The sequence below is a fragment of the Microbacterium sp. FW305-3-2-15-F-LB2 genome (assembly GCF_058787255.1).
Map to the genome: position 1 here is coordinate 2,061,238 of NZ_JBYSZO010000001.1, position 22,011 is coordinate 2,083,248.

General features: G+C 70.3%; 16 protein-coding genes. 8 read left to right on the top strand and 8 right to left on the bottom strand.

All coding sequences use genetic code 11. The features are described from left to right. Window positions 1-609: 609 nt before the first annotated feature. Together AC3WLZ_RS10030 and nudC are read right to left on the bottom strand one after the other, a co-directional pair. Window positions 610-2,364, bottom strand: a complete 1,755-nt coding sequence (locus AC3WLZ_RS10030; RefSeq protein WP_412924809.1) for an ATP-dependent helicase — start codon at window positions 2,362-2,364, stop codon at window positions 610-612. Beyond that, window positions 2,361-3,272 carry an NAD(+) diphosphatase gene (gene nudC, locus AC3WLZ_RS10035; protein WP_492469933.1) on the bottom strand — a complete coding sequence of 304 codons (912 nt, stop codon included), beginning with the start codon at window positions 3,270-3,272 and terminating at the stop codon, window positions 2,361-2,363. The genes AC3WLZ_RS10030 and nudC overlap by 4 nt, the downstream gene beginning before the upstream one ends. 64 nt (window positions 3,273-3,336) lie before the next feature. On the opposite strand from nudC, the gene AC3WLZ_RS10040 reads away from it, so the two are divergent. Next, window positions 3,337-4,749, top strand: coding sequence for a phosphotransferase (locus AC3WLZ_RS10040; RefSeq protein WP_492469934.1), 1,413 nt, complete (start codon window positions 3,337-3,339; stop codon window positions 4,747-4,749). Window positions 4,750-4,853: 104 nt separating this feature from the next. On the opposite strand, the gene AC3WLZ_RS10045 is transcribed toward AC3WLZ_RS10040, so the two are convergent. Both AC3WLZ_RS10045 and AC3WLZ_RS10050 read right to left on the bottom strand, forming a co-directional pair. Next, window positions 4,854-8,135, bottom strand: a complete 3,282-nt coding sequence (locus AC3WLZ_RS10045) for an ATP-dependent helicase (RefSeq protein WP_492469935.1) — start codon at window positions 8,133-8,135, stop codon at window positions 4,854-4,856. Beyond that, window positions 8,132-11,347: an ATP-dependent helicase gene (locus AC3WLZ_RS10050; RefSeq protein ID WP_492469936.1), complete on the bottom strand. Its 3,216-nt coding sequence runs from the start codon at window positions 11,345-11,347 to the stop codon at window positions 8,132-8,134. Before AC3WLZ_RS10050 ends, AC3WLZ_RS10045 begins: the two co-directional genes overlap by 4 nt. A gap of 160 nt (window positions 11,348-11,507) precedes the next feature. Between AC3WLZ_RS10050 and AC3WLZ_RS10055 the strand changes: the two genes are divergently transcribed. Together AC3WLZ_RS10055 and AC3WLZ_RS10060 are read left to right on the top strand one after the other, a co-directional pair. After that, window positions 11,508-11,732 (top strand): DUF3107 domain-containing protein, encoded by a 225-nt coding sequence (locus AC3WLZ_RS10055; RefSeq protein ID WP_492469937.1) that lies wholly within the window; start codon window positions 11,508-11,510, stop codon window positions 11,730-11,732. A gap of 7 nt (window positions 11,733-11,739) precedes the next feature. Continuing rightward, on the top strand, window positions 11,740-12,027 hold the full coding sequence (locus tag AC3WLZ_RS10060; RefSeq protein WP_492469938.1) for a hypothetical protein: 288 nt from the start codon (window positions 11,740-11,742) through the stop codon (window positions 12,025-12,027). Window positions 12,028-12,062: 35 nt separating this feature from the next. On the opposite strand, the gene AC3WLZ_RS10065 is transcribed toward AC3WLZ_RS10060, so the two are convergent. Continuing rightward, window positions 12,063-12,776, bottom strand: a complete 714-nt coding sequence (locus tag AC3WLZ_RS10065; RefSeq protein WP_412924816.1) for a ferritin-like fold-containing protein — start codon at window positions 12,774-12,776, stop codon at window positions 12,063-12,065. A gap of 150 nt (window positions 12,777-12,926) precedes the next feature. Here AC3WLZ_RS10065 and AC3WLZ_RS10070 point away from each other — a divergent pair, with 150 nt between their 5' ends. Next, on the top strand, window positions 12,927-14,375 hold the full coding sequence (locus AC3WLZ_RS10070; RefSeq protein ID WP_492469939.1) for a DEAD/DEAH box helicase: 1,449 nt from the start codon (window positions 12,927-12,929) through the stop codon (window positions 14,373-14,375). 56 nt (window positions 14,376-14,431) lie between these two features. Here AC3WLZ_RS10070 and AC3WLZ_RS10075 read toward each other — a convergent pair whose 3' ends face one another. After that, window positions 14,432-15,292: a PHP domain-containing protein gene (locus AC3WLZ_RS10075; protein WP_492469940.1), complete on the bottom strand. Its 861-nt coding sequence runs from the start codon at window positions 15,290-15,292 to the stop codon at window positions 14,432-14,434. Window positions 15,293-15,394: 102 nt separating this feature from the next. Here AC3WLZ_RS10075 and AC3WLZ_RS10080 point away from each other — a divergent pair, with 102 nt between their 5' ends. From AC3WLZ_RS10080 to AC3WLZ_RS10095, 4 genes are all read left to right on the top strand, one after another. After that, complete coding sequence (locus tag AC3WLZ_RS10080; protein ID WP_492469941.1) at window positions 15,395-16,426, top strand: endonuclease/exonuclease/phosphatase family protein; 1,032 nt, start codon at window positions 15,395-15,397, stop codon at window positions 16,424-16,426. 37 nt (window positions 16,427-16,463) lie between these two features. Next, complete coding sequence (locus AC3WLZ_RS10085; RefSeq protein ID WP_412924820.1) at window positions 16,464-17,882, top strand: aminopeptidase P family protein; 1,419 nt, start codon at window positions 16,464-16,466, stop codon at window positions 17,880-17,882. A gap of 68 nt (window positions 17,883-17,950) precedes the next feature. Then, the gene (locus AC3WLZ_RS10090) at window positions 17,951-18,316 is read left to right on the top strand and encodes a DUF6507 family protein (RefSeq protein WP_492469942.1); all 366 of its coding nucleotides are present in this window, start codon (window positions 17,951-17,953) and stop codon (window positions 18,314-18,316) included. Continuing rightward, the gene (locus tag AC3WLZ_RS10095; protein WP_492469943.1) at window positions 18,313-20,034 is read left to right on the top strand and encodes a hypothetical protein; all 1,722 of its coding nucleotides are present in this window, start codon (window positions 18,313-18,315) and stop codon (window positions 20,032-20,034) included. The genes AC3WLZ_RS10090 and AC3WLZ_RS10095 overlap by 4 nt, the downstream gene beginning before the upstream one ends. 490 nt (window positions 20,035-20,524) lie before the next feature. On the opposite strand, the gene AC3WLZ_RS10100 is transcribed toward AC3WLZ_RS10095, so the two are convergent. Both AC3WLZ_RS10100 and AC3WLZ_RS10105 read right to left on the bottom strand, forming a co-directional pair. Next, a complete protein-coding gene (locus tag AC3WLZ_RS10100) occupies window positions 20,525-21,193 on the bottom strand; it encodes an alpha/beta hydrolase family protein (RefSeq protein WP_492469944.1) in 669 nt (222 codons plus the stop codon). Then, on the bottom strand, window positions 21,190-21,999 hold the full coding sequence (locus tag AC3WLZ_RS10105; RefSeq protein ID WP_492469945.1) for a YflT domain-containing protein: 810 nt from the start codon (window positions 21,997-21,999) through the stop codon (window positions 21,190-21,192). Before AC3WLZ_RS10105 ends, AC3WLZ_RS10100 begins: the two co-directional genes overlap by 4 nt. Between the last annotated feature and the right edge of the window lie 12 nt (window positions 22,000-22,011).

A 22,011-nucleotide genomic window follows, 5' to 3' on the forward strand; every position in this document is an offset into this window, starting at 1 on the left:
CGGTTCAGCTCGGCTCACCGGCGCGCGCATTTCTCTCGCTTCGGGAACCCTGGACCGACCCCGCTCTGTCCGCGCTCGAGGCAGGAACCTCGCGTCCGGCTCTCCGAGCCCTCGTCCGCATGCGCGGCGGCACGGATGCCCAGGCCGACGAACTGATCGCTTCCGTCTCAGCGGCCCTCGTCCCTCGACGGCGTACGCCCGCCCTCGTGGTGCAGGTCGCCGACGATCTTCCCGCCGCCGCGGTGCGCGCCGTGCTCGCAGCCCTTCCCGCCCGGACGCCGCGGTTGGATTGGGCCGGTCCGGCGTCCCGCCCCGCGCCCGAGGGCTCCCGCGTGCTCCTCCTCGCGGCGCACCGCGTCGATCCGCGGCGAGCGGTCGACCTCATCCGCCACGACATCGTGCATCTCCCGCTGGTCCTCAGCGGTTCTGCCGCGACCGTGGGGCCGATCGTCGCTCCCGGACGCACCGCGTGTCTCAGCTGCCTCGACGCCCGTCGTCGACGGGAAGACCCGTCGTGGCCGCTGATCGCCGCGCAACTGCTCGCGCGGCCGAGACCCGCCATCGACGTCGCGTTCGCCGCCGAAGCCGCGCGCGCGGCGCGACACCTGATCAACGGCCGGATCGACCCGCTGACGCGTTCCCTGCACCTGCGCGCCGACTCGCTCCAGCGGGCCTGGCGTACGCATCTGCCGAGCGAAGACTGCCGCTGCCGATCTCTCGAAGGAAACGCGACGGCATCCGCTCCGACCGACCTCGACCGCGCGACCAGCTCACCGACAGTGTTCGCGCGGCCCGCGTGACTCCGACGTAAGCCAGACGCCGTTCTTCGTCGACCGCCTCGAACGTCTGGGCGTAGGAGATCGGCAGCAATCCTTCACTCACCCCCACGAGGTAGACGTGGTCCCATTCCAGGCCCTTCGCCGCGTGCAGCGTCGCCAGGGTGACCGTACGTGTCGCGGGTTCGTGCTGATCCCGCGCGCGGGCCTGCAGATCGTCGGTGAACGTCCGCAGATCGGTGCCCTCCGGCGCCTCCTCCGCCAGCCGCAGAAGCGCCGCGCGCGCCTCCCACGCATCGCGCAACGCACCACCCGCCGCGGGCGGTTCGTCTGTCAGGCCGATGCTACGCAGGACGTCGCGGACCGTCGCGAGGAATCCGGTCTCGAGAGGCGCGACCGAGGCGGCACGCAGAGCCATGAGCGCTTGGCGCACCTCCGGCAGGTCGAAGAACTTCCGGCCGCCGAGCACCGTCGCGGCAATCGACTGCTTCGCGAGCGCGCTCAGCAGCACGGCCGACTGGGCGTGCGAGCGGTAGAGCACGGCGATCGCGCGTGGATCGGTGCCGGCGCGGACGGCCTCGGCGATGGATGCCGCCACTCCCTCGGCCTCGGCTTCCTCGTCGTCGAACGCGCGCACCGTCGGGATCGGCGATTCTTCCGGCGCCGCGGCGATGAGTTCCAGCGCGCCCGCCCTCCCGCGCATGAGATCGTTCGCGACCGCCAACACGGCCGCCGTCGACCGGTAGTTCCGCTCGAGGCGCACCACGCGGGCGTCCTCGTGCGTGCGCTCGAACTCGAGCAGATACCGCGAGTCGGCGCCCGTGAACGAATAGATCGTCTGGCTGGCGTCCCCGACGACGCACAGGTCGCGGCGGTCACCGAGCCACAGCTCGAGCAGACGATTCTGCAGCGGCGAGACGTCCTGGTACTCGTCGACCGTGAAATGGCGGTATTGCTCGCGCACGGCCGCCGCCACGCGCGGCTCGGCCTCGATCATGCCCGCGCACGTCAACAGCACGTCTTCGAAATCCATCTGTCGCCGCTCGTCCTTGAGCTTCTCGTATGCGCGCTGAAGGGCGACGACCTGATCCACGTCGAGCCGGCCGATCCCTCCGGGGCGATCCACGGCATACCGTTCGATCGAGCGCATCGTCACCTTGCGCCATTCGATCTCCGCGGCGACGTCACGCAGCGTCGCCGTGTCCGGCCGCAGACCGACTCCGTCAGCGGCGTGAGCGAGCATCCGGACCTTGTTGTCGATGATCGTCGGGGCTTGGTCACCGGCCAGGGTCGGCCAGAAGAAGTTCACCTGCGCCAGCGCCGCAGCGTGGAACGTGCGCGCCGATACCCCGGCGACTCCGAGAGCACGCAACCGGCCGCGCATCTCGCCCGCAGCCTTCGCGGTGAACGTGACCGCCATCACCCTCTGCGGCGAGTACGCGCCCGTGTCGACACCGTGGGCGATCCGTCGCGTGATGACCCGCGTCTTGCCGGTCCCGGCACCCGCGAGCACGCAGACCGGACCGCGCAACGCGCGCGCAGCCTCGAGCTGACGATCATCGAGGCCGCTCAGCGGGTCCGTGCTCACGCGAGGCCCCGGTACCACTCGTCGATCAGGCGGTGAGCGATGGATGCCGTTCCCGGGAGCTGCACGGCGGTCTCTCCCCGGAGAGCGGCCCCGATCTCGGCACGGTCGAACCAGCGCACCTCGACGATCTCTTCACCGTCGGCGCGAGCATCGTCGTCGTGGGTCGCCCGCGCGCGGAAACCGAGCATCAGTGAGCGAGGGTACGGCCACACCTGCGAGCCGCGGTACTGGATGGCTTCGAGCCGCACGCCCGCCTCTTCGCACACTTCGCGCTGCACGGTGTCTTCCAGGGACTCGCCCGCCTCGGCGAATCCCGCGAAGCATGAGTACCTGCTCCCACCCCAGGCAGCATTTGCGCCGAGGAGCACGCGATCGGGGTCTTCCGCCGACGAGACGAGCACGATGACCGCCGGATCCGTTCGCGGAAAATGCTCTCGTCCGCAGTGCGGGCAGTGTCGCGACCACCCCGCCTGGCGGAGGACCGTGAGGGTGCCACAGGCGGGACAGAACGCGGCATCCCGCAACCAGCCGGCGAGAGCGACCGCCGTCCCGAGGATCTCCGCTTCCTCAACGGGGAGGTCGCCGCCGACGGCACGCAACGGTGCCCAGCGCGCGCCCGTGGGCAGAGCGACATCCGCCTCCTCGTCGACCACGGCCAGCAGCAGGCCCGCATCATCGGTCGCGCGCCCGAGGAACGCCCACTCGCGGGCTTCGTCCACGGCCGACACGGGAACGAGCACGAGGCGCCCGTCCGACACCGGAGCCGCATCGCGGTGCACGACGAGCACGCGCGTGTTCATCGACGCCCGCACCGTCTCGAGCAGGCCGTCGACATCGCGTTCCGCTCCGGCACGGTCGAGCGGCCCTCCGGGCCAGGGACCGGGTACCGCGGGAACGGTCGGCGGCATCGAACACCTCTCTCAAGGGCGTGGCGCGGGGGGATCGGGCGAGCGACCGACCTACCCTGGGGGCATGGCACGCTCGCCCCTCACTCTAGCCGCGTCCGCTACGGCGGCCCTTCCCCGCATCGGTGTGACGAGCGCGGCCCCGCTGACCGAGAACGCGGGCGGACGCTTCGACTCCGCCCTCATCTCGCTCGAGGACGGGCGCACCGTCGTGGTGCGGATGCCGGCCAGTGAAGAGACGGCTGCCGATCTCGCCGCCGAGTCCCGCGCGCTGCGGGCGCTCACGTCGGGGGTTCGGGCGCTTCTCCCCTTCGCCGCGCCCGAGGTGATCGGCGAGAGCGGGTCCGGGGCCAACCGGGTGCTCGTCGTCGATGTCATCGACGGGTACCGCATCGACCCCGCGGAGCTTCCGAAGGGTCCCGGCTACGCACCCGCCATCGGTGGCGCCCTCGCCGCGGTCCACGCGCTCCCGGTGTCGATCGTGCGTACCGATGGTCTTCCCGTGCGTGCGCCCGAGCAGGTCCGTGACGACGTCGCGCGCCTCCTCGACCGTGCCGACGCGACCGGACGTGTTCCCGACGGTCTGATGATGCGGTGGCGACGCGCTCTCCAGGAGCCGGAGCTGTGGCGGTTCGAATCGGCCGTCGTGCTGGGAGGTGCGACGAGCGCCTCCATTCTTCTGGTCGACGACCCGCAGGGTGTGCCCCGGGTGAGCGGGATTCTGGACTGGTCGGGGCTGAGCGTCGGTGACCCCGCCGTCGATCTCCGGTGGCTCGCGTCCGCGCCCGTCGCGACCGACGATGTCTACGACGGGTACGCCGCGGCCGGCGATCGGTCGCCGGATCCGCTGCTGCGGGAGCGCGCGCGCCTGTATGCCGAGCTGGAATTCGCGAAGTGGCTCGTCCACGGGCACGATGCCGCCGAAGCCGATGTCGTCGACGATGCTGTGGCGCTCCTGGAGGCTCTGGCCGACGGCGTCCGCGGAGACCACATCGTCCCCTCGACTCGGTCCGACATCGAGGACGCCATGGCCCTTGTCGAGCGGATGCCGCCGACGGCGGCCACCGCCATCGACACGTCGATGCAGACAGACGCCTACGACCCGGAAGCGCTGTCGCTCTACCTGTCGGCCGAGCGCGACCGGGAAGCCGCCGCCGCCGCGCTCGCGGAGGCGCTGGCCACCGAGGAGCACGGCACCGCCACGGAGTTCGGCGTGAGCGACGCCGACGACGCCGAGCCGGGCCCCACCGCGCCGATCGACCTCGACGGGTGGACGCCCGCGTCCGGCGCGGATGCAGCGCGCGGCGAGACACCGGAATCCGCGAGTGTCCTGGGTGACGAGACCTCGACGGAGTCGGCTCCCACGGGCGAGGTCATCGATGCCGCGACGCTGCATGAAGCGATCAACGACGAAGAGGAGGCCGCGCGCGCCAGCCGTGCCGCGCTCCGCCGATGGGGCATCGCGCGCGACGGCTCCTGACGTCCGCGCCGGCACACCGTTCCGACACCGTCTCGCCGCCGCGCAACGCCCGGCCCGCGGAAACCTCCGCCGCCCCGGACCCGACCCGCGTCACGTCCGCGGAGTCACCCGCGGAGCACGATCTCGTCGCCGACGTAGAACAGGGTCACGTCGATGAGATCGAACGGCACCCCGTGCTTCGCGTGGTAGGCCTCGCGGTACAGCTCGAGTTGCAGCATCCGTGAGCGGCGCTCGGCGTCGTCGGTCGGCGGACGACCCGTCTTCCAGTCGACGATCTCGTACCGGTCACCGTGACGGTAGACGGCATCCAACTTGCAGATCACGACGTGGGGGCGCCCGTCGAGACGCGTCGTGACGAAGTCGATCTCGGTCTCGACCTCGAGGGGTTGCAGTCGTGCCCATTCGGACCGTTCGAAGATCTCGCGCAGGCGCTGGAGCTCCGCCGCGTCTGCGGCCGAGGCTCCCTCGTCGTCGTCCCACAGTCCGGCGTCGTCCAATCCCGTTCCCGATCCCACGATTCCTGACCGTTGCTCGACCCAGGCGTGAAACAGGGTGCCCAGCCGCGTCTGCCGGTAGGGACGTTCCGGCAGCGGGCGTCGCAGCTCTTCCACCGCGCCTCCGTAGTCGGCCACGAAGTCTTTGAACTTCGATGCGGGGATGCGAGTGGGAGCGGGCGAGTGGGTGGGCCGCAGGCGGTCGGCGCGTTCGGCGAGGAGCAGCTCGAGGTCGGCATCCGGCGACACGGCCGGTTGTGCACGCGCCGCGCTCACCTCTTCTGCAGCGGCTCTCACGGCGGTCCGGCGCGCACCCAGCGGGTCGAGCGGCCAGTGCAGAAGGCGCCGTTCGCCGTCGTACGGGTCGTCGCCGGGATCATCGACGCCCAGAGGAATCCCGAGCGCCGAGCTCGCCTCGTCGAGGAAGACGCTGGGGGTTCGGGAGCGCTTTGTCCCGGACCAACTCGACCCGGAGAGGAGGAGGTGATCGCGCGCCCGAGTGAACGCGACGTACGCGAGTCGACGGTCTTCGTCGAGCTGGCGCGCGCGGTTGGCCTCGACGAACGCGTCGATGGCCGCTTTGAGGTCCTGCTGCGTTTCCGCACCTCGCCACCCGAAGATCGGCAACCACGCGGAGTCGCCGCGGAACTCGGAGGGAAGCACGCCGAACCCGAGCCACCCTTTCGTGTCGCGGGCGAGTGAGGGCAGCTCGTCGGTGACGAGACGCACCACCGCCACGGCATCCCATTCGAGCCCCTTCGACCCGTGGATGGTGAGCAGCTGGACGACGTCGTCCTCGGGCGGCTCGGTCCGGGGCGCGAATTCATCGGCCTGCTCGGCGTGATCCAGCCAGGCGAGGAGGCTCGTGACCGAACCCGACTCGTCAGCCGCCAGGAAGCCCCGGATCTCATCGACGAACGCGCGCAGCTGCGCCGAGGAGATGCGTGCCGGCCCGCGTGATTCGTTCGCCGCCAGCTCCACGTCGAGCCGCAGCTCCGTCTCGATCAGACGGATGAGCTCGGGAATCGGCACCCCGATGTTGCGGCGCAACCCGGCGAAGACGGCACCCGCCTCGCGCAAACGCTCCCGCCCTTCGGCGGTGATGTCCGCGAGCCACCCGTGACCGTCCGTCTGCCGGCTGAGGAAGTCCAACGCGTCCACGAGCGACGCGCGGTCGGCGCCCGGAGTCGAGCGAAGGCGATCCACGACCTCCGGGGAGAGTGGCTGCAGCGCCACGTCGTGGGTGGCCAGCCGGCGCGCGAGCTGGGCGAGAGCGCGCAGGTCGGCAAGCCCGATCGACCATCGCGGTCCCGACAGCAGCCGAATGAGGGCTGACCCGGCCTCGGGGTCACTGATGACCCTCAGCGCCGACACGACGTCGACGACTTCGGGCGTCGTCAGCAGCCCACCGAGCCCCAGGATGCGGTGCGGGATGCCACGGCGTCCGAGCGCGTCGCCGAAGCGCACCATGTGCTTCTTGCTACGGAACAGCACCGCGCCGGTCGTCTGCTTCCCCCCGGCCGCCCGGGAGCCGCGCACCCCGGCGAACCACTCCGCGACGCGATCGGCCTCCGTATCGAGGTCGCGCTCGAAGAGAATGTCCACGACGCCGTCGGGCGCTCCGGGCCGCGCGCGCAGTTCCTCCACGGCCACCGGCGATCGGCTGGCGAGCGGGGCCAACACCGCGTTCGCCGCCGTGAGAACGCGCGCGCTGTTCCGCCAGCTCGTCAGCAGCGAGAAGGTCTGGCATCCGCCGTCGGGAGCGAACGCGGCCGGGAATCCGCCGAGGTTGCCCGCACTCGCTCCGCGCCACGCGTAGATGGCCTGGTGGGGGTCGCCGACGGCCATCACCCCGGTGCCCGCGAACAAGGTCGCGAGCAGGTCGGTCTGGACGACGGAAGTGTCTTGATACTCGTCGAGCAGCACGACGCGATAGCGCGATCGCAGCTCCGCGACGACCGGCGGGTGCTCGCGCACGATGCGCAGGGCACCGGCGACCTGGTCGGCGAAGTCCATCACTCCGAGCCGCGCCTTCTCGCGGTCGTACGCGGCGGCCAGCCCGGCGAGCATGCCGAGCGCGGAGACACGGGATGCCGCGTCGGCGACGTCTTTGTACACGCTCACGCGCGCCGAGGTCGACGGGCGTTCGACGATGCGGCCGAAATCGTCCGGGAACGCGGCGAGGCGGTCGAGGTCGACGAGATTGTCGACGCTGTCGCGCGCGATGCGAAGCGCCGCGTCGATGAGGGTCCGTGGGGACTCCTGCCGCTCCTCCAGCCGAGGGTCGTCGGAGGTGAAGACGACCCGCCGCATCAGCAGCCACGCCGCAGACTCGGAGAGGACCGCGGATTCGGAATCGCGGCCGATACGCAGTCCGTGCTCGCGCACGAGCGCGTCGGCGAAGCTGTTGTACGTGGCGACCGTGGGACGGTGCAGCAGCTGGTCTTCGTCGCCGACCGCGGGGCCTGCGCCGACCTCGAGCGCGAGAGCGTCGAGGACCCGCCGCCTTTCCGCGTCCCCGCGAGCTCCGTCAGCCTGTGCGAGTTCGGCGAAGACAGCCAGTTGGCCGCTCGCGTGCAGCTCGGGGAGCTTCGGAAGCAGGCCGCGGCTCTCGAACTCGGACAGCCGGTGCAGGCGACGGTGGATCCGCTCGGCCAGCTCGCCAGCCGCCTTGCGTGTGAAGGTCAGCCCGAGCACTTCGTCACGCCGGACGAGACCATTCGCAACGAGCCACACGACCCGTCCGGCCATGGTCTCGGTCTTTCCGCTCCCCGCCCCCGCGACGACGAGCGCGGGTGAGAGAGGAGCCTCGATGACGGCCGTCTGCTCCACCGTGGGCGGGAACTGGCCGAGGGCGGCCGCGATCGTCGCGGCCGAGAGTGAGGCCGTCACGACGCGCTCACCGCGGAGACCGTGTGGATGCGACACAACCCGAACGAGAACTCGTCGCGGCAGTGCACCTCGTAGGGCGCGGCGAAGGAGTGTCCCCGCATGACGTCGACAGCCCGCTGCACGCGCTCGACGAACTCCGCTCGCGCGGCCTCATCGAAGGGAGCTTGATGCGGCTCCGCGTAGTCCTTCGTCGCCGCGGTCGGGCGCAGGACGAGGAGCTTCGCCCCGCCGGGCGGCATCCCCGCGACCTGCTCGATGGCACCCGACGAGAAGGCGAGCTGGTACGCGGCCAGTTGCGGGTTGTCGGCGACTTTGGCGTCGGTCTGCGGCTCGTTCTTTCCGGTCTTGAGATCGACGATGACGACCTCGCCGCTCGGCGTGATCTCGACCCGGTCGATGTCACCACTGAGGAGCGCGCCGTGCTCCCCCGCATCGGCGACGGGGATCGGGACCTCGAAGTGTCTCTCGGCGCCCACCAGTCGACCTCCCGCGTCGTCGAAGCGCCGCAGGTAGGCCGCGAGCCGTCGGACGAGTTCGCGCGCCCGGACTCGCTCGGCACGCTCGCGCCAGGCGGCGTCGAAGACGAGTTCGCCCCAACGCTCTTCCACGACCTCCCACAGTGCCTCTTCGGTCCCCGCGGCGGCCGTTTCGAGCGCCGCGTGGATGATCGTGCCGATGCCCGCGGTGGTACCGCTGCGATCGCCACCCAGGTCGCTGATGACCCAGTCGAGCTCGCACTGCTCCAGCGCGTGCAGACGGGACGGCGACACACGGACGTCCTCGTGTTCGAGGTCGCGCAGAGGGGCGGTGGAGCTGGGGGCCGCCACGCCGTACCACTGCTCCGGTGCCGCCCCGGCGACGTCCGCAGCCGCTAGCAGCGCGAGCTGGCCCGCCGCGTGTCGACGCTCGCGAGCAGGCGAGCGGGGAGACGTGAGCGTACGCCGGTGACGGGCGACCAGACCCCGCAGAGAAAGAGGGTGTTCGGGAACCGACGACGCCGGTTCGGGCGTCGGCAGCATCTCGAACAGCACGCTGGGTCCGGTGTCGTCGTCGTCCACCGCGGTGACGATGAGTCGGGAATGGGCGCGCGAGACCGCGCGGACGAACAGTCGCAGCTCGTCGTGCATCGCGGCCCGGCGACGATCCAGCATCCCGGCGGACGGAAGGTCGGGGAACTGAACGGCGTCGGCCAGGCGCCATGTCTCGAGCAGGCCGCCGCGCAGACGGGTGTTCGGCCAGACGCCCTCTTGGACACCGGCGACGACGACGGTGTCGAAGGCGGTGCCCGCGGCGGCCGCGGGCGTCAGCACGCGGACCGTGTCGACGACCGCGGGCTGTTCGATGCGGTCTTCGGCGACATCACTGTCGATCACCGACCGTAGGAAGCCCGCGGCCTCTCCGTCGGGCTCACGCTCGGTGAACCGCTTGGCGGCCTGGAACAGTGCCACGATCGCGTCGAGATCGCGGTTCGCCTGTTCCGCGAGCGGACCGTGTCCGCGCGAGGCCTCACGCCACGACCGCGCGAGACCGCTCCGCTCCCACGCGGTCCACAAGAGCTCGTGTGCGGTCGCCCGCCCGTCGGCCTGGGCTCGCAGGGCCGAGAGCGTCTCGCCGAGCCGGGCCGCACGGCGGGCCTCGCGCGTATCGATCGTCGCGAACTCGAGCGGATGCCTCAGACCGGATGCCACGAGTTCCGCGGCTGAGCGCGTTCCACCGGACGCGAGCTCCTCCTGTCGCAGCGCGGCACGCAACCGGCGCAGCTCGATCGGATCGAGTCCGCCGTACGTGCCGAGGAGCGCATCGAGAACGGCATCCGAGCCCCAGCTCTCGGGGTCGGCCATGCCGAGCTCGACCAGGGCGACGAGGTCTCGGACAGGGCCCTGCACACCGAGCGCCAACCCCGGTCCGCTCGCGCGTGCCGGGACCTCACGCGCGGCGAGTTCGGCTTCCAGCGCGGCCACCTGTCGTGAATCGTGGGCGATCACCGCGCACGCACCCCACGGGACACCGTCGAGGACATGACGCTCGCGAAGGAGGCGGGCGATGGCGTCTGCTTCTTCCGCGGGCGAGCGCAGCAGGAAGGTCCGCACCGAACCCTCGGGCGCCGCACCGACCGGCGCGCGGCGGTGGGCCACCACACCGGCGGCGCCGATGCGCGCGGCCACGCCACGAACGAGATCGATCTGCTCGGACGTGCCTCGATGCGGGTCGCCGAGAGCGACCAGATCTCCCAGTTCCGCCGCGAGTCGCGCGAAGTTCTCCGGCGTCGCACCGCGGAACGCTCCGGAGCCGACATCGGGATCACCGAAGGCGACCACGCCGATTCCCCGCTGGCGGCACGCTCGCAACAGATCGATACCGCCGGAGGTCAGCTCTTGGGCGTCGTCGACGAGGATGCACCGGATGGATGCGAAGCGGCCCAGGAGTTCGCGATCGACCGCCGCTGCATCGACCACCGCCACCGCCTCGCGTGCCAGGTCCGCCGCATCGCGGTGTGCACCGCGCATCTCGGCGCGAACGGCGCGGTACTCGGCCGCGAAGGATCCGACGGCAGCCCACACCGGGATGCCGTGACGATTGGCCAGACCGGGGAGGTCTTCGGGCGCGATCCCTAGGTCGGTGCATTCCGCGAGGAAGGCGCGCAAGTCGCCGCGGAATCCACGCGTCGCCCGGATCGAGGGCCCGAGCCACTCGGGCCACCGCGACGGCCCGTCGACCTCATCGAGCGCGTCGCCCTCGAGCAGTTCACGGATGATCTGGTCTTCGTCTCCACCGGTGAGCAACTGCGGCGGCTCGGCACCGCGCCGCACCTCCGCGCCGCGCACCACCTGGAACGCGAAGGACGCCAAGGATCGAGCGAGAGCGCCGGCGGTCGCGCGCCCCACCGCCAGGGCAAGGGGATCGCGGAGCGCGGTCGCCGCAGGACGCGTCGGGGTCAGGACCAGGATGTGGTCGGGGTCGACACCCCGGGCGACGAGGGACCGCACGCGCGTGAGCACCGTCGACGTCTTGCCCGAACCGGGTGCACCGACCACCGCGCCGCTCGCTTCGGGTGCCCACCCGACGACGACGCGTTGTTCCGGGTCGAGGTCGGACGGCTCGAGGGCCCGCGCCGCCCAGCGATCACGCGCGACCTCGGGTGCCGGCTCCGCCGCGACGCCCGGCACCGGACCACCCGCCGGGGCGACGGTGACGGCATCCGGATCCTGCATGTGTCCCACGGTAGCCGCGGCCTCCGACACCGGCTCGACGACCCGCCCCGTTCGCCGTCCGCGAAGCGGGCCCGCGCACGGGGAACCCCCCTCCGCCCGTGTCGTAGAGTCGGATCATCGCGCCGGGTGGACCGAGATGCCCGGGCGGAAAGGGAGCATCGTGGAGATCCGCATCGGCATCACCAACACCGGCCGCGAGCTGAACTTCGAGACGAACGAAGCCTCGGATGCCGTGAAGTCGTCGATCGCCACGGCGCTCGACCAGTCCGCCAGCCACGTCACCTTCACCGACGTCAAGGGCAACTCCTACATCGTCCCCACGGCGAATCTCGCGTTCGTCGAGCTCGGTACCGAGGAAGCCCGCCGGGTCGGCTTCGTCGCCTGAGGCCACCGTGCAGATCCTCCTCGGCCTGATCATCGGCGCCGTCGTCGGACTCGCCGCCCACTTCACGTTGCCGCATCGCGATCTGCGCGGGGTGGCTCTGGCACCGCTGGCGGGTGCGACCGCCTCGGCGACCTCGTGGACGGCCCTGACCTGGGCGGGCATCGCGTCCGACTCCCCCGTCCTGTGGATCGTCGCGGTCATCGCTCCCGCGATCACGACGCTGGTCCTGATCACGGCCTTGTCGCGTGTACGTCAGCGCAACGACGTCGCTCTGCGGTCGCGCGCCGGCATCTGAGGCACCCGCAAAACGATCGCGAGCGCGGGTGATCCTCAGGCCGCGAGGCCCATGGCATCCATGCGACGGGCGTGTGCTCCCATGAGTTCCGTGAACACCGGCTCGACCTTCGCCTCCTCCGCGAGGTCGAGTCGAGGGTGGGTGAGGGCTGCCCGCGCCACGAGGAGCGTGTCGCCCACGAGCCGGCGACCCCACAGGGCGAGCAGCCACCGCCATTCGTCGTCGCTCGCGATCGTCGCGCCCAGGATCTCGACGATCGCCTGCCGGTCGTCATCCGCCTGCAGGATGCGGGCGACCCGGCGCCCGGTGTCGCCGTAGCTCGATGACAGCGCGAGATAGAAGTCGTCGAGCATGCCTGCCGTGATGTGGACCGAGAGCATCGTCTCCTGCGGTCGCACGCCGTGAGTATTGCGACGGAACGCGTCGAGCGACTCACGGAACGGCAGCATCAGCTGGGTCGGATCCGCACCTCGCTCTCGGATCAGAGCGACGATCTCCTGATGTTTGATGAGGGCGGCCCCCGCCGCGCGGGAGAGGGATTCCTTCTCCGCGAGCTCGGGCGTGGAGGCGATCAATTCGCTGAGCGTCTCGAAGAATCCGAGTTGTAGGTAGGCGGCCTGGCCGAGGAACGTCTCGACATCGGGGGCCAGCTCGGCGAAGTCGACGCGCATGGCGTCGCCGAGGTCTCCCCGCGAGCGCAACTGCAGCGTGCGACCGACCGGTCGACGACGACGTAACCACTCGAACACGCTGTACAGCCTAGGCGTCGGACCCCCGAAACACGCGCCGGGTAGAGTGGACTCGCCCCGGCGATGGATCGGGGCCCCGCGCCTGTGGACGAGTGGAGGGCGTGGATCCGACTCCCCAGGCGGTCTCTCACCGCCGGAACAGGCACGCTCATGACGACTTTCGCCGAGCTCGGCGTCGATCAGGACATCGTCGATGCCCTGGCATCCAAGGGCATCGTGGATGCCTTCCCGATCCAGGAACAGACGATCCCTCTCGGCCTTCCCGGCCAGGACATCATCGGTCAGGCCAAGACCGGAACCGGAAAGACCTTCGGTTTCGGCATCCCCGTGGTCCAGCGCCTCGGGCTGAACCCCGAGCCGGGGGTGAAGGCGCTCATCGTGGTGCCGACGCGCGAGCTCGCCGTCCAGGTCTACGAAGACATGGACATGCTGACGCAGAACCGCGCGACGAGCGTCGTGGCGATCTACGGCGGCAAGGCCTACGAGGGCCAGATCGATCAGCTCAAGGCCGGAGCGCAGATCGTCGTGGGGACGCCCGGGCGCCTCATCGACCTGAGCAACCAGCGGCTGCTCGACCTGTCGGGCGCCGTCGAGGTCGTTCTCGACGAGGCCGACAAGATGCTCGACCTCGGCTTCCTCGCCGACATCGAGAAGATCTTCCAGAAGGTGCCCCCGGTGCGCCACACGCAGCTGTTCTCGGCGACCATGCCCGGACCGATCGTGGCCCTCGCCCGCCGGTTCATGTCGAACCCGATCCACATGCGGGCGAACGACCCCGACGAGGGTCTCACGCAGGCCAACATCAAGCACCTCGTGTACCGCGCGCACTCGCTCGACAAGGACGAGGTCATCGCCCGCATCCTGCAGGCAGAGGGCCGTGGGAAGAGCGTTATCTTCACGCGCACGAAACGCGCCGCCCAGAAGCTCGTCGACGAGCTCGGCGACCGCGGCTTCAACGCCGCCGCCGTCCACGGCGACATGAGCCAGGAAGCGCGCGAGCGCTCCATGGCCGCGTTCAAGGCCGGCAAGCGCGACGTGCTCATCGCCACCGACGTCGCCGCGCGCGGCATCGACGTCAACGACGTCACCCACGTCATCAACCACACGATCCCCGACGACGAGAAGACCTACCTGCACCGCGCGGGTCGCACCGGCCGTGCGGGCAAGACCGGCATCGCGGTGACCTTCGTCGACTGGGACGACCTGCACAAGTGGGCGCTCATCAACCGCGCGCTCGAGTTCGGTCAGCCCGAGCCGATCGAGACCTACTCGTCGAGCCCGCACCTGTACACCGACCTCGACATCCCCGAGGGCACGAAGGGCCGCCTCGTCACCGCCCCCAAGGCGCAGGCCCCCAAGGTCGAGAAGCCAGACACCGCCGAGGGAACGGATGCCACGGGCGAGGGCGCCGAGCGTCGCCGCCGCCGGCGCCGCGGAGGCTCGGGCGACCAGGGTTCCGGCCCGGCGCCGCGAGCGGAGGGTGCGGGCACGCACGACGGAGGCGGCAGCGAGCACCACGACGGCAACGCGGCCCCGCGCCGTCGTCGCCGCCGCCGCAGCAGTGGATCCGGCGGCGGCACGACCGCCCCGACCGCCTGAGACGACAGCACGCGAACGGCGCCGCTCCTCTTTCCGAGGGGCGGCGCCGTTCGTCGTCAGGGATAGACGGGTGTGGAGCCCGTGCCCGTGGCGATCAGACGCTCCACCATGTCGTCGTCGGTGGTGTTCTCACCGGGCAGGTTGGGCTTGCCGAGGCCGTGGTAATCGCTCGACCCGGTCACGATGAGATCGCGCTCGACCGCCAGTCGCGCGAGGGTGGCGGTGGCATCCGGAAGATTCTCGCGATGACGCAGTTCGAACCCCGCGAGCCCCACCGTCAGCATGGCCTCGAGGACGGGCCGGGGCAGAAGAGCCCTCCCGGCCGGGTGTGCGATGACAGGCACGCCACCGGCACCGACGATGAGCTCCACCGCGGTGACGGGGTCAGGAGCGAACAGGGAGACGTAGTACTCGTTCCTCGGATGGAGGATGCCGGCGAACGCTTCGGTGCGGTCGGCGACGATGCCCCGTGCCACGAGCGCATCCGCGATGTGCGGTCGCCCGACCGTCGCGCCATCCGTGGTCTGCTCGAGGATGTCGTGCCAGTCGATGTCGAAGTCGCGCGAGATCCGCTCGGCCATGATCTGCGCACGATCCAGACGCGACGTCCGGATGCGGTCGGTCATCGCGCGAAGGGAGTCGTCATCCGGGTCGACGAGGTAGGCCAGGAGGTGAACGCTCCGCCACTCGTGCTGAGCCGACAGCTCCATCCCCGGGAGGAAGGTCATTCCCAGCGACGACGCGGCCTCCGCCGCCTCGGCCCACCCCGACGTCGTGTCATGGTCGGTGAGGGCCACGGTCCGCAGACCGTGGCGGTGCGCCGCAGCCATGACGAGGGCGGGTGACTCCGTGCCGTCGGAATGCGTCGAGTGGAGGTGAAGGTCACTCGGCCCTTCGAATCGTCGATCGTGCTCCACCCGTCGAGCGTACCGCCGGGTCCGCGAGGCCGCGGTCGACGTGGAGGTGCCGCAGTGGCGGCATCCGTCGATCTCCCAGGCGCCTCGCCTAGGGTCGGGTGCGTGCGTCGGCTGTTCGGGATCGTGTTCGCTATGGTGTGCGCTGCGGCGGCCGTGGCGCTGACCTGGCCGACCGTTTTCGGCATCGAACGGACGTTTCCGCTCGCCCAGGTGATCTCCTTCCGCGTGCCCGTCGCCGCAGGATTCGTCGCTGCGGCAGCTCTTGCACTGCTGTTCGCGCTCCTCCGCCCCGTGCGCGCTCTGGCCCTCACGGTGGCCGTGATCTTCGTCGCCGCAGCGGGGGTCAACGGCGCCGTGGTGCTGCAGCGCGGCACGGGCACCGACGGACTCCCGGCGAAGACCGACACGAGCCTTCGCGTCATGACGTGGAACACGGCGGGCTCGGCGACCTCGGCCGATTCCATCGCGCAATTCGCGGTCGGAATGAAGGCCGACGTGGTCACCCTGCCCGAGACGACGATCGAGACCGGCGCTCGAGTCGCTGAGCTCATGCGCGACATGGGTCAGCCGATGTGGGCGCACCACGCCGAGTACGGCCAGTACGGGATCACCGGATGGGATGCCACCTCGACAACGGTGCTGATCCGGCCCGAGCTGGGCGACTACAGCGTCATCGAGTCGTCGCTCGATGGATCCAGCAACACGTCCACGGTGCCCAGCGCCGTGGCGATGCCGGTCTCGGGTAACGGCCCGATCATCGTGGCCGCCCACGCCGTCGCCCCGCGTCAGGAGTACATGACGCAGTGGAAATCGGACCTGCAGTGGCTCGCCGATCAATGCGCGACCGACAACGTCATCCTGGCCGGCGACTTCAACGCGACGCTCGACCACATGACGGGCCTCGGCGTCGACGGCGGCACCCTCGGCCGCTGCCGAGACGCGGCATCCGAGAGCGGCAACGGCGGGGTCGGCACCTGGCCGACCGACGTGCCGGCTGCGTTGGGCGCCCCGATCGACCACGTCATGGCGACGCCGGACTGGACGGTGACGGGCTCCGTCGTCATGCGGACGCTCGACGGCTCGGGCAGCGACCACCGGCCCATCGTGGTGCAGTTGGAGCGGACGACCGGCTGACCGTGCGGTGAAGGGCCGGCGGTGCGAGACTGGACGAATGGACTCCCCCGCTGACCGCGACACGATCGCCCCCGAAGAGCAGAAGCCCGTCGAGACCACGACGAACCGCAAGGCCCCGTTCCCGCGCGGCTTCCTCGACACGATCTCGACCGGATGGGCCGAGCGCCCCGAGACGCTTCCCGATCGGCGCGAGCAGTCCGCCTGGGCGGCTCGCCGCCGCGAGCGCGTGTCGGCCGCCTTTCCGGGACAACGGCTCGTGGTGCCGGCGGGGTCGCTCAAGCAGCGCAGCAACGACACCGACTACCCGTTCCGCGCCCACTCGGCGTTCTCCCACCTCACGGGATGGGCGGCGGACTCCGAGCCCGACTCCGTCCTGGTCTTCGAGCCGCGCGAGGGCGGCCACGAGGCCGTGCTCTACTTCCGGGAGCGCGCCGACCGCACGACGCCCGAGTTCTACGCGGATGCCTCGATCGGTGAGTTCTGGATCGGCCCGCGCCCCGCTCTCGCCGGCGTCGCCGCAGACCTCGGCCTCTCGACGGCGCACGTCGACTCGTTCGTGGCCTCCGACGAAGACCGCGTCGTGGGTGTGGACGACGAGCTCACGCGCTTCGTCTCCGAACTGCGCCTGGTGAAGGACGAGTACGAGCTCGCCCAGCTCGCGTTGGCCGTCGAGGTCACGGCATCCGGTTTCGACGACATCGTGGCCGAACTTCCGCGCATCATCGAGCACCCCCGGGGCGAGCGCGTGGTCGAGGGAGTCTTCCATCGACGCGCACGGGCCGACGGCAACGCGGTCGGGTATGACACGATCGCCGCCTCCGGACCGCACGCATGCTACCTGCACTGGACCCGTAACGACGGCGCCGTGGTACCGGGCGACCTCATCCTCATCGACGCGGGAGTCGAGGTCGACAGCCTGTACACGGCCGACATCACGCGGACGCTGCCCGTGTCGGGTCGATTCACCGAGGTTCAGCGCCGGGTCTACGAGGCGGTGCGCGAGGCCGCCGACGCCGCGTTCGCCGCCGCGCGTCCCGGCGTGCCGTTCCGTCGCGTGCACGAGGCCGCGATGGAGGTCATCGCGGCCCGCGTCGCCGAGTGGGGCCTTCTCCCGGTCACGGCGGAGGAGGCTCTGGATGCCGACCGCGGCGGCCAGCACCGGCGCTACATGGTGCACGGCACCAGCCACCACCTCGGCATCGACGTCCACGACTGCGCGCAGGCGCGACGCGACATGTACTACGACGGCCTCCTCGAACCGGGAATGGTGTTCACCATCGAACCGGGCCTCTACTTCCAGATCGATGACCTCACCGTCCCCGAGGAGTACCGCGGCATCGGTGTGCGCATCGAGGACGACATCGTGATGACGGCCGATGGACCGGTGAATCTGTCGGCGGGGATTCCGCGCACGGCCGATGAGGTCGAGGAGTGGATCGCCCGGCTCGCGCGGTGACCCCCGTTTCTGGAGCGTTGTCCACAGGGTGAAGTCACGCCCCGCGCGGGTTCTTTACGATCCCGCGCATGTCGTACTCGGTGGATCCCCCGCAACTCCTCAGCGTCGCTGAACGTCTGCGCGGCTGCTTCGATGACCTCGACGAGGTCGTGGCGTCCGTGCGCAGAGCAGTGGATGCCGTCTCCCACTCCCTCGCTCGTGCGACGGTCGTGCGCACCGCATTCACGGAGGTCGCCGACCCGAGAGTCGATCTCGCGCGGCGCCTCCTCGGACGGGGGCGCTCCGCGATCGTGGCTCTGCAGTCCGCGGCGCTGGCCTACCTCACCGCGGACGACGAGATGGCGACCGAGACCGCTTCGCGCGCGGCGAGTGCCGACATCGCTGACGGAGGCAACCCTTACGACCCGACGGTGTTCGCCGGGAAGCGCCCGTGACCGCCGCGATCGTGCTGCCCGAGCCACCGGTGGACGCCGAACTTCTTCGCGAGGCCGCGGACGCGTTGCGGCAGAAGACCGACAGGTTCGAGACGTCCTTCCAGGAGGCACTCGTCCTCTGGAACCTGGCCCCGCAGGCGTACCGCGCGCCCGAGGCCGACGCGCTGCACCGATCGCTCACGACCACACGTCCGGTCGCGCGCGAGATCGCCGCCGGGATGGAAGCGGCATGCCGCGCTTTCGAACGATACGCGGACGACCTCGACGATCTCGCCCTCCAGAGAGGATCCCTTCTCGACGCGCGGGCGCTCGGAGCGCCGCCTCCCGTCTGGGACAACGGTGCCGATGGCGCCGCCGTCGCGATGAACGAGATCGCGCACCGAGAGTGGCAACTCAGCATCGATCGTGACGCCGCTGTGCTCACAGCGAGGTACGACGAGGTCACGCAGCGCTGCGCGGCGGCCCTGCGCGCCATCGCGGATGTCCCCTGGCCCGTCTTCGCGTCCTGGGCAGGCCCCGAAGCTGCGCAGCCGTCGTCGCCGACCGACGCCGCAGGACTCGCTCTGCTCGACAGACTGGCGACGTCCCCGGACGCCCAGGTGCTGCTATCGACGCATCCCGAGTGGTCGGTCGTCATCGGTCGCACGGCACCCGCGGAGATCGCGCGGTGGTGGGACACGCTCGACGCCGACGTCGCCGGGGCTCTTCTCGCCTCCGCCCCGAAGTTCTTCGGGAACCTCGACGGAGTGGCGATCGCGGATCGCGTGGCCGTCCACCGCCGCCGAGCGCGCGAGTATCTTCACGCGCTCGGTATCGAACGTCAGGCCCTGCAGGATCTCCGGATCCCCCGGGGACGACCGACGGCGCTCCAGGTGCTTGACCGCCGCCGCGAACGCGCGCGCCTCGATCGCGAGATCGCGTATTTTGAGAGAGTTGCCGACGGGTCGACGCTGCTGTACGCGTGGGATCCCGACCACGGATCGTTGATCGAGATGACCGGTGATCCTTCCACCGCGGAAACGGCCCTGTTCGTCGTCCCCGGGACGAACGTCGACGCGGACGCGTTCATGGCGGAGCACCCCGTGACCAGGTTCGCGGAATGGCAAGTGCGCTCAGGGGGCGGCTCCGTCGTCGCGTTCACGGTCATGACCGGCCCCATGCCCCAGCTCAGCACGTTCATCGAGGCCGGGCCGGAGTGGAATCGATTCGCGGAGGAACGCGGCGGCGAATATGCCCGATTCATCCGGGGAGTGGATGCCACCCGACCGGGGCTCTGGACGATGAGCTACGAACACTCCTACGGCGGAGGGGTTGGAAGCGAGGCGGAGAAACATGGCGGGACCGTGGACACCCGTTTCCTCGCCGCCAGCGTCGGCGCGATAGGACCGTACGAACCCCACGATGGGACCGTCTACTTCGCGACCCAGGCCGCGGACGACATCAATCGCTACTACGCCGGTATCGGCATCGGACCTGTCGGGTTCAGCGTCGCTCCGGAGTCGATCCCCGGGGTGCACATCGTCGATTCGGGGCTCCCCGGACCCGACATCGCGATGCTGGCCGAATATGCGTACACCTCCAACCCCGGGGCGCTCGTCAACATCGTCCACGACAGCGTCGAGCATCACACCGCGCTGATGAGCGACGACGAATCCATCAACGGTCGCGTCCTGGACACCGTCCGTTCACTTCTCGACGAGAAAGGCAAGGTGCAATGAGGTCCGTCCGCATTCTGACCGTTATTGGAGTCGTGAGCGCAACTTGCGTTGGGTGCACCGCGACCGAACTGCCTCGGTATTCGGAGGTCCGGGCCGAAACGATCGAGGTGCTGCAGCAGGTGGCAGACCTCGTCCCCGGACCCAAGGAGATATCGGAGACTCCCGAGTTCGAACCATATCCGTGCGATGACGCGTTGACCTTCGGGAATACGCCCGGAGCGTTCTTCACTGGGCAATGGCGAATATTCGTTGACGAGACCTTCGACGTTGCGGACTTCGTTCGAACCGTTCCGTCACTCCTGGGCGAACCATGGCGCGAAGAGCCGCTGGATATCCCCGTGAGCTTCACTCAGGTGAGACTGGTTCGAGAATCGCCTCGCATGACGCTCACCGTCGAAGAGTCCGTTCCCGGAGATCGCAGGGCGGTTGAGCTTCTGGCGATCTCGCGGTGTGGAATTGAGGACGAACTCCCCTCCGCAACGCCAGAGCGTCACAGCCCTCGCACGAACTCCCCCACGACGCCGGCGAGCCCGGCGCCGATCTCGTCCGCCGGCCGCCGCTTCCCCTTCACCTCGAACGAATGATTCGCGGACTCGACCCAGTGCACGCGCGCGTCCTGACAGGTCGCGACGACGTCGTCGAACTGCGTGCGCGGCGTGATGAACGGGTCGTTCTCCCCTTCGACGAACAGCTGCGGTACGGCGATCGCCGGAAGGTGCTCAGCACGGGGCTTGTCGGGACGGCCCGGCGGGTGCAGCGGATAGCCGAGGTACACGAGGGCCTGAGGAGACAACGCTCCCTCGGCGGTGGCGACGGAGGCCATCCGTCCCCCGTACGACTTGCCCGCCGCGATGAACGACCCGGCGCCGGCGGCGGCGAGCCACGCCTGGACACCCGTCCAGGTGGCGACGGCGTGGGCAGCGGGTCCTGGCATCCGTCGTCCGGCCTCCACGTACGGGAAGACGAACCGCAGGACCGAAAAGCGTGCGTCGAACAGTGCCGCCGACAGCCCTTCGAGGAACGGGTGGGTCATGCCGGCTCCGGCTCCGTGCGCGAGCACGATGATCGCGTCGGCCCCCGGAGCTTCGGACCACAGGCCGGACACATCGGTTTCACCCGTCGGCAGCGCGACGGCGATGCGAACGGACTGTGCGGTCACCGTTCTTCGCGAGGCTCGCCCGAGGTCGGGTCGGCCTGAACCGGGGGCGCGGAGTCCGGCGAGGAACCGGGTTCCGGCTCGGGCGACGCAGCGGGCTCGGTGTCCGACTCCGACGGAGCCGCAGGCTCCGACGGTGCCTTCTCTGCGGGAGGTGCGGCCGGCGGCGCGATGCGCTCACCGTAGCGGGGAGGCTCGTCGTCCGTGGTCCGCTGCGGAACCGGCGGACGCGGCGGCACGGCGGGAGCGGCTGCCCCCGGGTTCTGGACGCGCTCCCCATACTGGGGCGGGGTGGGATCGGTCGAGGCCGACGGGCGGGCGACCACGGTACGCGCGGCACCGGCGGGCCCGAGGACGCCGCGCGCCTTGGCAAGGCTCGGCGCGGCGACACAGACGTCGTAGTGGTCGGCGGTGACCTGCATCACCGACGCGAAGTCCCGTCGGCGACGCACGATCGCATACGTTCCCAAGCTCAGCAGCATGCCGAGAGCCATGCCCACCAGCAGAACGCCGATGAACGCCGAGATCTGCGCGGTCGGGGTGCCGAGCACGAAGATGAAAGCGAACAGCAGACCTAGCATGAGCCCGTTCAACGCGCCCGAGCGCGCGGCCGTGGCGTAGCCCAGCCGCCCCGTGATCCGCTCGATCGAGCGCAGACCACTGCCGACGATCGCGATGTCGCGGGCCGGAACTTCGCCCGCGATGAGCGAAGACACGGCCTTCTGCGCCTTCTCGTACGTCGGGAACGAGGCGACCGTCTCGCCGACCTCATCCCGTCCCGCGCCGACAGGTCCCGCGAACATGCTCATTTCTCCATCTTG